This is a genomic window from Mucilaginibacter sp. P4_C11 (assembly GCF_056402115.1).
Genome location: NZ_JBFUIA010000012.1, coordinates 44,095 through 57,213 on the forward strand (window position 1 = coordinate 44,095; position 13,119 = coordinate 57,213).

The following is a 13,119-nucleotide window of genomic DNA, read 5'->3' on the forward strand; positions in this document are numbered from 1 at the left end:
GCCACAAATATGGAAATAGTTTTTATAAAAACAAACAGATAAATTTGAATTATTGAATTATTGAATTATTGAATTATTGAATTATTGAATTACTGAATTATTGAATTATTGAATAAAAAATTAAATGAATATTTGTAATGAACTATCAGCAACCAATATATTGTTTTACGGAATTATGAAAATAGCACCTTTGCAGCTCAAATCAATAATTCAATAACTCAGTAATTCAATAATTAAACATGGCTATACATCAAGAAAAAATAAACCCCGAAGATGACCTTGGCTTTGGCACACAGCCTGTGGTAAAAAGCCAGCCGGTTATTAATAAAGATGGATCTATCAACGTAAGGCGTACCGGCTTGCCGCGTTTTTCTACAGCCAACAATTATCACTCGCTTATTACCATGAGCTGGCGCAAGTTTTGGGTTATTGTTTTTAGCGGGTATTTTACGGCCAACATCATATTTGCATGCATCTACATTTCATTGGGTCCTGACGTGCTTGATGGCCGCAGTGGCAATACTGTATTCGACCGTTTTATGGATGCGTTCTTTTTTTCGGCCCAAACTATTTCGACCGTGGGTTATGGACACATCAGTCCGAAGGGAATGGCCGCAAACAGTGTGGCCGCTTTAGAATCGATGATGGGCTTATTGGCCTTTGCCTTAGCTACTGGCTTATTATACGGGCGGTTTTCCAGGCCGTCGGCTAAAATATTGTATAGCGATAATGTGTTGGTTGCTCCTTACCGTGATAAGGGCTGGGGGCTCATGTTCAGGCTGGCCAATTTAAGGCGTAACATATTGATAGACCTCGAGATTGAGGTGGTATTTGGCTATAACGAAGAAGTGAACGGCAAGGTGATCCGCAAGTTTTTTCAACTGGAACTGGAACGAAAGTTTGTGAGCATTTTGACAGTAAACTGGACGGTGGTGCATCCACTTGATGAAAACAGCCCATTAAAAGACATGACCCAGGAGGAACTGGAAGCTAAACAGGCCAGTTTATCCGTCATCCTTAAAACCTTTGATGATACCTTTTCACAAACTGTACATTCCCGAACATCCTATATCTATTCGGACGTGGTTTGGGGCGCCAAATTTGTACCTGTATTTCATCGTGATGAAGACGGACAGGCTATTTTGGATATGAGTAAGATAAGTGAATATCAATTGGTTCATTAGTTCACCATTTGTTCATTAGTTCATTGGTCTTATCGCTTTGTTGTCTGAACCGGAATTTTCAGAATTCGCTGGATTAACAGAATTTGAAAAGCAAAATTCAATAAATTCTTTAATTCGATGAATTCCGGTTCAGAAAAATGAACCAATGAACTACTTAAGCAGCGGATTCTTCTCCCTGGCAAATACATTATAAACCATCTTATCTAAAAAGGCTGGCAGTAGCTTACTAAGCAATACTGTAAGTTTGCCCTGCAGGGTTAAAACCAGGGTGCGCGAGCGATTTTCAATGCCATTTACAATTACCCTGGCTACCTGGTCGGCTGTCATCATTTTATCTTCTTCCAGGGTGCTTTCGCGCTGTTCTACTCCTTCTTTATTAAGCGCGGTATTGCGGATGTTTGATGCGGTAAAGCCGGGACAAGCGGTTAATACATGTACACCGGTTTTCAGGTTTTCGACCCGCAAGGCATCCAAAAAACCATTCATGGCAAACTTTGAAGCAGAATATCCCGCGCGGCCGGGCAAGCCTTTATAGCCCGCTATGGATGATACGCCTACTATGCTGCCTTTGGTTTTGGTAATTTCGGGCAGTGCGTATTTGGTACAATACACCGCGCCCCAAAAGTTAACATCCATTAATGATTTAAGTACCTTTAAATCAACATCTTTAAACAACGCCCGCATAGATATGCCTGCATTATTTATCAACACATCGATTTTACCAAAGGTGATGAGGGTTTGTTTAATTAATTGAGCACAATCATCCTCGATAGTTACATCGCATTGTACAGCCAGGGCTTTGGTTTGGTAGCGCCTTTCAATATCCTGGGTTATTACGCAAAGGGTTACATACTGTCGGGCTGCCAAAACCACGGTTGCGCCGCGTTTGGCACATTCGATAGCTAACGATTTTCCGATGCCGGATGACGCCCCGGTAATTACTATAACTTTATCATTTAACTTCATAAGTTGAAGGGAATAGCTGCGGCAAACCCTCCACTTTAATTTCGGGCACCTTAAATAAATATTTGGCGGCGAAGATAATCATCGCACCATAAAATTCCTTAAGATAATCCCAGCTAAATTTCACATTATTACGGCTATTGAAGTTGATGATATACGTTTTGGGAAAGTAATAATTTTTAAACCCGGCAAGCCTGATACGGTAACTGAGGTCGATATCATATCCATAGGTATGAAAACGCTCATCAAACAGCCCGGCTTTATCAATAGCTTCTTTACGCATCAGCATAAAAGCGCCGTTAAGCACATCGGTTTCTGAAGTTTGAAACTCCTCCACCCAATCTTTACGCTGTACATCGGTAAGGCGCGATTTTGAAAAATATTTGGCCAGACCTGTCAGTTTAAAAAACACGGCCCAGGGTTCGGTAAACCCATGTTTTGATTCGGCAAGGAAACGGCCGTCAGGCGTTATCATCCGTACACCCATCCCTCCGGCATCCAAATGCATATCCATAAATTCCAGCGCCTTCTCAAAAGTCTTTTTGCCTGTAATTGTATCCGCACTGACTACTAAAACATACTCTCCGGTAGTCTCTTTAATTCCTTGGTTATAAGCTATCGCCAGCCCCTGGTTGCTGGTGTTGGCAATTACTTTAACATCAGGAAACTCACCGCTTAGCATCTCTACAGATTTGTCTGCCGAGGCATTATCCACCACAAAAACCTCGTAATTAATGCCCACAGCGGCCCTTATTACCGAATTAAGCGCTATCCTGAGCATATCACAGGTATTGTAATTTACAATGATGACAGAGAGTTTCATACCTTACTTTGACAATGAATTTTCATACGGAACACGTGTAGCGATAGACCGCCCGAGGGTGATCTCATCTACGTACTCCAATTCACCTCCAAAGGCTATGCCACGGGCTATGGTTGATATGGTAATGTGGAAAGATTTTATGCGCTTGTTTAAATAAAACAAAGTGGTATCGCCCTCCATGGTGGCGCTAAGGGCAAAAATGATCTCTTTGGCTTCGTTTTCCTTCAGGCGTTCAACCAGGGTATCAACCTGCAAATCCGATGGCCCTACCCCATCCATTGGCGATATTAAGCCACCTAATACGTGATATACGCCATTGTATTGGTTGGTATTTTCAATAGCCATTACGTCGCGGGTATCCTCAACCACGCAAATAAGGCTGCGGTCGCGTTTGTGCGACGAGCAAATCTCGCACACGGCATGATCGGATATGTTGTGACAAACCGAGCAAAACATAATCTCGTTACGCAGCTTGCTCACGGTGGTGCTAAATCGTTCAACATCCTGTTTATCCTGGTTTAGCAAATGCAGCACCAACCTGAGCGCGGTTTTTTGACCCACCCCAGGTAATTTGGCAAATTCTGCTACAGCATTTTCCAGTAATTTGGACGAAAAATTCATAGTGCGAAGTTAAGGAATAAGTCGGGAAGTTGGGAAAGTCGGAAAGTCCGAAAGTCGGGAAATCGGGAAGATTAAAGTTTGTATTTTGATAATTTCTTCTGCTTTATGCAATTTACTTTCCGACTTCAGGGCCTTTTTCCCACTTTCGGACTTCCCGTCTTCCGGACTTTCGGACTAAAGTTTGTGAATAGTTAATTTGTTCTGTACTTTGCAACTCACTTTCGGACTTTACGGATCTTTCCGGCTTTCGGATCTACTTCCGGACTTTCGGACTAACCGACTTTCCGGACTAACAAAACATCTATGTCGCCAGGAGTACTATTATCATTTATCATCGGTTATTTTTTAGTGTTGCTGGTTATTTCCTGGCTTACATCCCGCAAAGCATCAGATAATGATACCTTTTTTGTGGCCAACCGCAACTCTAAATGGTATTTGGTTGCCTTCGGGATGATTGGCACCGCCCTTAGCGGGGTTACTTTTATTTCGGTACCGGGCAAAGTTGGCGCTCCCTCCGGCGATCAGTTTTCTTACTTTCAATTTGTGCTGGGCAACGCGGCCGGCTTTCTCATCATCGCAACCGTATTGCTACCGCTTTATTACCGGTTAAAACTCACCTCAATATACAGTTATATTGAAGGGGCTTTGGGCACCTGGAGCTATAAAACTGCCGCCGGGATATTCCTCATCAGCAGGGTTATCGGCTCATCCTTCAGGTTGTACCTGGTGGTTATTGTTTTACAGAAATTTATTTTTGATAGTTACCATATTCCTTTTGCAGTTACGGTGCTCATTTGTTTAGTGCTTATCTGGTCGTACACATTTAAAGGGGGATTAAAAACTATTATCATTACCGATAGCCTGCAAACTTTTTTCCTCGTGTTATCGGTATTTCTATCGATATACTTCATTTGCAGCAGCCTGCACCTGAATATTTTTGAGGCTGCCGATGCTATTAAAAACAGCAGTTATGCCAAAATATTTTTCTTTAACGATTTCCTGAGCAGCAAATTCCATTTTACAAAAGCCTTTTTAGGTGGCATATTCATAACCATCGGTATGGTGGGGCTTGACCAGGACCTGATGCAAAAAAACCTGAGCTTAAAAAACATTAAAGAGGCCCAGAAAAACATGTTCAGCTTTACAGGGGTATTTGTAATTATCAATATATTCTTTTTAAGCGTAGGCGCTTTGCTTTGGATGTACGCCAGCAAATACGGCATCCATGTGAATAAAACCGACTACCTGTACCCTACCATCGCCCTGCAACATTTGGGTATTATACCGGCTATGGTTTTCATGCTGGGGCTTACAGCGGCAACCTTTGCTACCACCGATTCGGCACTTACCGCGCTTACTACCTCTTTTTGCGTAGATTTTTTAGGATTTAACAAAAGCACCGATCTTAACAGCAAAAAAAAGGTAGGCACACGCCATATGGTGCATATTGCCTTTTCGGGGCTGATGTTTTTAACCATTGTGATATTTAACGCTATTAACAACGATGCGGTGGTGAGCGCCATATTTACTGTTGCATCGTACACGTACGGGCCGTTACTGGGGCTTTACTCCTTTGGTTTATTTGTAAGTAACAGGCAGGTGAGGGATAAGCTGGTACCCTTTATTTGTGTGGCATCGCCTGCTATATGCTACTTTTTAAATGCCGAATCAAAATCGCTTTTGGGCGGATATGTTTTTAGCAATGAGCTCATCATTGTTAACGGATTAATTACCTTTGTCGGCTTGTTGCTGAGTTCGAGTCCGAAAGACAGGAAGACTGGAAGTCCGAAAGTTGTGGCAGGGTAAAAGAGAATCAACAACAAAACATAATTAACAACTTTAATGTACTAATAACACATCCAGAATTTCGCACTTTCCCGACTTTCGGACTAAACAATAACTACTTCCGGACTTCCCGACTTTCGGACTTCCGGACTAATAAAAAACAAAGGATATGACCGGAGACGATAAAATAAGACAAGCATTTGAAAACAAAAACTGGCAGGAAATAAAGGTTACAGACTCCTGGCAGATATTTAAAATAATGGCCGAATTTGTTGACGGCTTTGAAAAACTGGCCAAAATTGGCCCATGTGTATCCATATTCGGATCGGCACGTACCCACAATGATAACAAGTATTACCAATTGGCCGAAGAAGCTGCCCGCCTGCTTACCGAGCATGGTTATGGCGTAATATCGGGCGGCGGACCAGGTATCATGGAGGCAGCCAACAAAGGCGCTTACGAAGCAGGTGGCAAATCGGTAGGTTTAAATATCGAACTGCCGTTTGAGCAGTTCCACAATAAATATATCGACAGGGATAAGATCATGGAGTTTGATTACTTTTTTATCCGCAAGGTAATGTTTATGAAATACTCGCAAGGCTTCATCATTTTGCCGGGTGGCTTTGGTACCATGGATGAGTCCTTTGAGGCCATGACGTTAATCCAAACCGGTAAAATTGCGCGCTTCCCTATTATTTTTGTGGGTGTTGATTACTGGAAAGGCTTGTTTAGCTGGATAGAAGAAAAAATGTTAGCCGATCAGCACAACATCAACCCCGATGACCTGATGCTTTACCGCGTAGTTGATACCGCCGAAGAAGCAGTTGACCATATTACCCGTTTCTACAACAAATATGTGTTGAAGCCGAATTTTTAAAGATGTTTTATTCGCAAAAAAAATGCCGCCTTGGTTCAGTGCGGCATTTTTTTTTCAGTTACCCTCGCCGTCATTGCGACGTAGTTCAGAATATTTGTTTAACCATATCCGTTGAACGTCATAACGTTTTCTTTCAGATTTTACCCGATGATTATTCTATGGAAAGGAATTATTTCATGCTCTCCTTAGGAGCTACACCTGCAGCAGCGGCAGGCTCCTTAGCCATATCAATCATGGCGGTAACTTCATCAACCAATCCGTCGGCCGAGCCATCAAAGCCTACAACTTTAAAGCGGATATTACCGTTTTTGTCGATGATAAACTTGGTAGGGATACCATCAACACCAAATTGCGTTACCACCTTTGATTGGCGACCGTCGGCACCTTTTTCGTCCATCAGCACATAAAAACTGTACTTTTTATCGGCGATAAACTTCTTTACACCGTCGGCATAGTTATCGCCGTTTTCCCAGGTATCAACAAATAAAAATTTCACATCTGCATCGTCCTTAAAATTGTTTACAGCAGTTTGCATACCAGGGAACGATGCTTTACAAGGGCCGCACCAGGTTGCCCAAAAATCAACAATAACCACTTTGCCTTTCAGGCTGGCCAGTGATACGGTGTTGCCTTCAAAATCTTTTAAAGCAAAGGGCAATGCGGGTTGGTTAATCATTTGCTTGGCCAGTTCAGCGCGTTTTTTATTCCTGGCAAAATTGATGAGGGAAGCAAGATATTCATCGTACCCTGCCTGGCTGCCTTTCAACTTCATATAATCGGTTTTCAACTCATTTTTTAAAACATCTGATCCTTTGCCGGCTTTTAAAGCGCCTTCAATTACTTGTTGCGATTCGGCATATTTACCAAGGGCATTCAGTATCAACACGTAATGTTCGTTTATTTCAGGATCGTTGTAGGTATTGGTTGCGTACACAGCTTTTTGATATTTTAAAGCCTCATCATACTTCTTTTCTTTATATAAAATAAAAGCATAGGTATCGGCATACATATCATAAGATTCCTGGCTACGTTTAGCCACTGTTTTTGCCGAGGTATAAGCCCCAGAAACCGGGTTTTTAGCACTTTCGGCCATGATATCCAATGATTGCCTGGATAAGTTATCCGCTTCTTCCAGTTTGTTACCGGCCTTGGCCCACTCGTAGGCCGTATTATTAAACTCTGCTGCTAAAACAGTTTTGTTTTTTACCAGGGCGGCATATTTCTTAAAGGCCACCATATCACCTTTTTTGAGATAACCAGAAGCCAACTGGGTCCTGACGTAATCAAGCGCCTGAATTTTATCTTCTGGCTTGGGTGGATATTTGGCGATATAGGCATTGTAAGCCGAATCCTTTTTCTCAAGGTCGGCTATTTTGTAAACCTCTACAGCGGCATCATTTTTTGCCGTTGTACCTTCGGGGAATCGTTTTTTGATCACCGCCACCATCGAATCGGCTGATGCCGACTGCTTTGTCCAGTTGAGTATGTTTGTTGCCAGCACCAGGTCTTTCTCGTCATTGCTTTTCTCCAGCGTTTTTATTTTAGCGTTTACCAAAGCGACAGTTTGCGAGTCTTTTTTCTTAGCCAGTATAGAATAGTATTGGATATTAAAAAGACGCTCGCCTTTAGGATACACCTCATCTTCTTTTTTAAACAATTCAAGGGCCTTGTCGTTATCGGCTTTTATACCGCCAAATCGTACGCCAACGCCGCTGCTTAAAACAAACGCCTCCGCTTCATAAGCACCTTGTATAGGCTTCCCGTTTTGATAAACAAAAAACAGGTACCCTTTATCGGCATTATTATCAATGGCCTCGCCGCTGTACAGCTTTACAAAAAAGGCTTTTGCAGGTGCGGGCACAGTAAAATCGCCGGTTAACAAAGCGCCGCTGGCTTTTAGGGTTACATCGGCAACGGGGTTATCTTTGCCATCAATAAAATAAACTTCGGCTACGATATCCTTCTTCCCGTCAACGGCGGTCCCGGCAGGGTTATAGGTTAATTTTATTTTTTCGGCGGCAGCCGGAAACTGAGCCGACAAAGTAAGATGATTGTTTTGCGCATAAATGTTTTGCAGCGCCAGCATAGCAGGCAAAACCAGCAGCAGTTTGCGATATTTCATAGGTAAATTATTTTACCCCTAAAATAATACTATTATTTACCAAAAAAGAAAGCGGTTAACATTTATTAACTATAAATAACATTCATTATAGTACCAAATTACGCTTATGGTATTTGCTACAAATAACTCAGCCACCATTTTTCTTTATGCGCCTGTTTATAGGCATCGTACCGCTTACACAACGGGTACAAGCCTATAACAATAACTATCCAAACCAGGTAAGCAACCGGCAGCGAAAACCCGTAGCCTTTAAGCGATGTAGTAAACCAAATAGGCTGATCAAGTACCCAGATTTTCCAGTTCTGACCAGGCGTAACGGCGGATGCAACAAGGGCTATGAGGTGAATAATGTAGATATGGATAATATAGTAAAACATGGGTACCCTGCCGTACACAGATACTACCCTGACAACAGCATTCTGCAGCTTTTCTGTAAAGGCCAGGAACAGCAAAGCCGAGCCCACTGTCAATAAAATATACAGCAACGAAGGCGGGTATTTATTTACTTTGATAAACGACAGGAAGGTAAAAAATGCATCCTTCTGCACGGTCCATTTAACAGGATCGCCGTATACGTTAAGATACCTGATTACTACAAATAATACCAGGGAAGCAGCGCCAATGATAAATAAAGTTTTCCTGCGTTTTTCCACGCCGTGCTCCGGGGTAAACAATTGCCCCAGGCAATAACCCAATGGCATAATTGCCACCAGCGGAACTATAGGATAACCTACTAAAAGTATTTCATGCCCCCAGAAAAACGGACGCTGGTCATGAAGGAAGGCCCAGCCAAAACCGGCTATATTATTACCGGCCACGTGCACGCCATCCAATAAATTATGCCCGAATATAACTACGAGGCTAAGAACAAGAATAGCGGTTTTAGGCAGATGGATTAATGCGGCAAGTACAATCATACTTATCCCCAGGGCCCATATGGTAATAAACAGCAACATCGGGAAAGCGATATTAAAGTTCCAGCCGAAGTTAACTACCACCAACTCCAGGAATACCAGCCAAAGGCCACGTTTTACCAGGAAAACAGACAGCTCATTTTTGGTTTTCTTGCGACTCATTAAAAATGCCGAGGTGCCTGCCAGTAGCATGAAAATGGGCGCGCAAAAATGGGTTATCCAACGGGTAAAAAACAATATGCCAAATGTTTTATCCAAGTCAAGCGGATCAAATAAAAACGAGCCTTTATACAGGTAATCGCGCACATGGTCAAGCGCCATAATAATCATGATGGTGCCACGAAGAAAATCAATCGACGTTATCCTGTTTTTAATTGTAGTTGTCATTTCAATTGTTAAGTGTTCAGGCCGATCTGTTGGGTTATCGGGCTTTAGGTTTCCAGTAATGGATATTTAAGCTGCAAATTGCCTATTTTTTTTAAATTTTCGGAATAAAAAACAATGAGGCGACGATTTTAGACATTCAAATGATTTTTAAAGTTAATATCCGCCGATAACATTTTATGATTATTTTGCGGTTTATGGATAAACCTGTCAAACTTAAGCCACAGGCCGCATTGGGCTTTATTTTTGTTACCATGCTGATAGATGTTATCGGCTTTGGTATCATTATACCCGTAATGCCTAAACTGATAGAGAAATTAATACACGGCACCGTTAGCCAGGCGTCTTTATATTCCGGGCTTATGCTGCTGGCCTATTCGGTAATGCAATTCCTGTTTTCGCCGGTGATTGGCAACCTGAGCGATAAATATGGCCGCCGGCCGGTATTGTTATCATCCCTGTTGGGATTCGGCATCGATTATCTTTTTCTTGCGTTTGCACCATCAATAGGCTGGCTGTTTGTGGGCCGTACCATAGCTGGTATAACGGGCGCAAGTTTTACAACCGCCTCTGCCTATATCGCAGATATCAGCACCCCCGAAAAACGCGCACAAAACTTTGGGATGATAGGGGTTGCTTTTGGCATCGGCTTTATTATTGGCCCGGTACTGGGCGGTATTTTAGGAAAATGGAATGTTCATTATCCATTTTTTGCGGCAGCCGGCTTAGCTTTATTAAATGCGGCTTATGGCTTCTTTATCTTACCAGAATCGCTATCGTTAGACCACCGCCGTCCCTTTGATTGGAAACGCGCCAATCCGTTGGGATCGCTATTACAGCTAAAAAAATACCCATCGGTAATAGGTCTCGCCGCCTCGCTGTTCCTGGTGTATTTTGCGGCACAATCTGTACAAAGCGTGTGGACATTTTATACCATCCTGAAATTTAACTGGAGCGAAGATATAGTAGGCTATTCATTAGGTTTTATTGGCTTGATGATAGCTATGGTTCAGGGCGGTTTAATACGGGTAACATTACCCAAGCTGGGTTTGGAGCGCAGTATATGGATGGGCCTTTTGCTGTACAGCACAGGGCTGATATTATTTGCAATTGCCACCCATACCTGGATGATGTTTGTATTTATGATACCATACGCACTGGGCGGTATTGCCGGGCCTGCCTTACAAGGCTTAATGAGCAACCAGGTGCCAGCCAATGAGCAGGGCGAACTGCAAGGCGGCCTAACCAGCCTCATGAGCTTAAGCTCGATATTTGGCCCATGGATAATGACCACCTTGTTTTACTATTTTACCAACTTTAAAAATCACCTGTATTTACCGGGGGCTCCGTTTATTTTGGGCGCTATACTAATGCTATTGGCCGCCCTGCTGGCTATCAGGAGTTTTAAAAAGAAGTAAAAATAAACTGACGATATCATTTTGCGGCCTCAAATTTCAACTCGCTATTGTAAGTGTCCCTTATTATTGCTAAATTAAAGCTTGACACGCCTTAAAAGGCAAACAATAACATTATTAGTAAACAACAATGGCTTATATTATGGTAGATATAGAAAGTGACGGCCCAATTCCGGGCGACTTTTCTATGATCTCTTTCGGCGCTGTACTTGTACAGGATGGCCTCGACAAAACTTTTTACGGACAATTAAAACCGATATCTGAAAATTATATTCCCGAAGCGCTGGCTGTTTCGGGTCATACGCGCGAAGAAGTTTTATCATTTAATGACCCGGCCACGGTTATGGCTAATTTTGCAACCTGGATAAAAACTTTTTGTAAAGATCAACCTATTTTCATCAGCGACAATAACGGGTTCGATTGGATGTTCATCTGCTGGTATTTCCATCACTTTACGGGTAAAAATCCATTTGGATTCAGTTCGCAAAACCTGGGCAGCCTGTATAAAGGTATGGTAAAAGATATGTTTAAAAACTTTAAACACCTGCGCAAAACGGCCCACACCCATCACCCGGTTGACGATGCCAAAGGAAACGCCGAAGCATTACTCACCCTAAAACGCGAACACGAATTAAAGATTAAATTATAGATAACATAATAGGATAGGTTATATATTCGCCAAAATTGATATCTTCAAAACTTTTACAGCGAATAAACCTTTATCAAATTAATGACTAAAAAACCTCAGAAGAAGCAGTCGGCAGCGCTCGGCTTTATATTTGTTACGCTGTTTATTGATGTGCTTGGTTTAGCGGTTACTATCCCGGTAATGCCCAAACTGCTCGAAAACCTGGGCCATGTTGATGTAAGTACCGCCGCGCAGTATAGTGGTTACTTAACTTTTACCTATGCCTCTATGCAATTCCTTTTCTCGTCGGTTGTAGGTAACCTGAGCGACAGGTATGGCCGGCGTCCCATCCTGCTTAGTTCATTACTTGGTTTTGGGATAGATTATATTTTCATGGCCTTTGCCCCTACCATAGCCTGGCTTTTTGTTGGCCGCGTAATAGCTGGCATCACCGGCGCCAGCACCAGTACAGCCACGGCCTACATTGCCGATGTGAGTACCGGCAAAAACCGGGCGGCAAATTTTGGATTGGTAGGCGCAGCATCGGGTGTGGGGTTTATTGTAGGGCTGGCTATGGGTAGTTTCCTGGGCGAGATCAGCGTGAGGTTGCCATTTATGGCCGCCGCCGCCTTTGCACTGGTTAATGCAGCGTACGGCTATTTTGTACTCCCCGAATCATTAGCGCCTGAAAACCGCCGTAAATTTGAATGGAGAAAATCAAACCCCATAAGTTCATTACGCAGCCTTAACCGCTACCCTGCCCTGGCCGGCCTGGTTGGTGCCTTTGCCCTGGTTTATGTAGCCCAAAAGGCCGTGGAATATGTTTTAGCTTTCTTCTTGATTGAGAAATTTCAATGGACTCAGATTAGCATCGGGTACCTTGGGGTATTTATTGGCGTTGTGCTGGTTGCCATACAGGGCGGCCTTATCAGGTATACCATCCCTAAGTTTGGGCAGGAAAAAAATATTGTAGCAGGCCTGTTGTTTTACGCGCTTGGCCTGGTGCTAATTGCCTTTGCCAGCCACGGTTGGATGGTATATGTTTACATGGTACCTTACTGCCTGGGCGGAATTTCGGGTCCGGCCTTACAAGGGTTAATTACCGGGACAGTATCTGCAAAAGAACAGGGCGAGCTGCAAGGCTCGTTAACCAGTTTAACCAGCGTAGCTGTTATCATAGGCCCGCTGCTGATGAGTTCGGTTTTTCACTTGTTCACCCATAAAGATACCACGGCTTATTTCCCGGGCGCACCTTATATATTGGGTGCTGTATTAATGCTCACCAGTGCTTTCCTGGCTGTAAAGAGTTTTAAAAAGGTACCCGTTCCTAAAAAGGTAAAAGCAGTTTAGTGTTAAGCCAAGAGTACTTGGTCGTACGCTCTAACAGGGCAAAAGCACCTAAA

At 42.9% G+C, this 13,119-nt stretch carries 11 protein-coding genes; 6 read left to right on the top strand and 5 right to left on the bottom strand.

What is annotated here, in order from left to right:
* Window positions 1–239: 239 nt before the first annotated feature.
* Complete coding sequence (locus tag AC1DU2_RS12830; RefSeq protein WP_477357743.1) at window positions 240–1,184, top strand: ion channel; 945 nt, start codon at window positions 240–242, stop codon at window positions 1,182–1,184.
* A gap of 150 nt (window positions 1,185–1,334) precedes the next feature.
* On the opposite strand, the gene AC1DU2_RS12835 is transcribed toward AC1DU2_RS12830, so the two are convergent.
* The 3 genes from AC1DU2_RS12835 to recR are packed head-to-tail and all read right to left on the bottom strand — an operon-like array spanning window position 1,335 to window position 3,591.
* Complete coding sequence (locus AC1DU2_RS12835; RefSeq protein ID WP_477357746.1) at window positions 1,335–2,150, bottom strand: SDR family oxidoreductase; 816 nt, start codon at window positions 2,148–2,150, stop codon at window positions 1,335–1,337.
* The gene (locus AC1DU2_RS12840; protein WP_477384819.1) at window positions 2,137–2,970 is read right to left on the bottom strand and encodes a glycosyltransferase family 2 protein; all 834 of its coding nucleotides are present in this window, start codon (window positions 2,968–2,970) and stop codon (window positions 2,137–2,139) included. Before AC1DU2_RS12840 ends, AC1DU2_RS12835 begins: the two co-directional genes overlap by 14 nt.
* Window positions 2,971–2,973: 3 nt before the next feature.
* A complete protein-coding gene (gene recR / locus AC1DU2_RS12845; protein ID WP_090649569.1) occupies window positions 2,974–3,591 on the bottom strand; it encodes a recombination mediator RecR in 618 nt (205 codons plus the stop codon).
* Between the two features lie 303 nt (window positions 3,592–3,894).
* Here recR and AC1DU2_RS12850 point away from each other — a divergent pair, with 303 nt between their 5' ends.
* Entirely contained in the window at window positions 3,895–5,397 is a 1,503-nt protein-coding gene (locus AC1DU2_RS12850) for a sodium:solute symporter (protein WP_477384820.1), read from the top strand.
* Between the two features lie 148 nt (window positions 5,398–5,545).
* Window positions 5,546–6,253 (top strand): LOG family protein, encoded by a 708-nt coding sequence (locus tag AC1DU2_RS12855; protein ID WP_090649563.1) that lies wholly within the window; start codon window positions 5,546–5,548, stop codon window positions 6,251–6,253.
* A 169-nt stretch (window positions 6,254–6,422) separates the two neighbouring features.
* On the opposite strand, the gene AC1DU2_RS12860 is transcribed toward AC1DU2_RS12855, so the two are convergent.
* Complete coding sequence (locus AC1DU2_RS12860) at window positions 6,423–8,375, bottom strand: redoxin domain-containing protein (protein ID WP_477384821.1); 1,953 nt, start codon at window positions 8,373–8,375, stop codon at window positions 6,423–6,425.
* 116 nt (window positions 8,376–8,491) lie between these two features.
* Window positions 8,492–9,676 (bottom strand): acetyltransferase domain-containing protein, encoded by a 1,185-nt coding sequence (locus AC1DU2_RS12865; protein ID WP_477384822.1) that lies wholly within the window; start codon window positions 9,674–9,676, stop codon window positions 8,492–8,494.
* A 194-nt stretch (window positions 9,677–9,870) separates the two neighbouring features.
* On the opposite strand from AC1DU2_RS12865, the gene AC1DU2_RS12870 reads away from it, so the two are divergent.
* The 3 genes from AC1DU2_RS12870 to AC1DU2_RS12880 all read left to right on the top strand — a co-directional run bounded on the left by AC1DU2_RS12870 (window position 9,871) and on the right by AC1DU2_RS12880 (window position 13,066).
* Window positions 9,871–11,091 carry a TCR/Tet family MFS transporter gene (locus AC1DU2_RS12870; RefSeq protein WP_477357761.1) on the top strand — a complete coding sequence of 407 codons (1,221 nt, stop codon included), beginning with the start codon at window positions 9,871–9,873 and terminating at the stop codon, window positions 11,089–11,091.
* A 127-nt stretch (window positions 11,092–11,218) separates the two neighbouring features.
* Entirely contained in the window at window positions 11,219–11,737 is a 519-nt protein-coding gene (locus AC1DU2_RS12875) for a 3'-5' exoribonuclease domain-containing protein (protein ID WP_477384823.1), read from the top strand.
* Between the two features lie 81 nt (window positions 11,738–11,818).
* Window positions 11,819–13,066 (top strand): TCR/Tet family MFS transporter, encoded by a 1,248-nt coding sequence (locus AC1DU2_RS12880; RefSeq protein ID WP_477357767.1) that lies wholly within the window; start codon window positions 11,819–11,821, stop codon window positions 13,064–13,066.
* Window positions 13,067–13,119 lie beyond the last annotated feature (53 nt).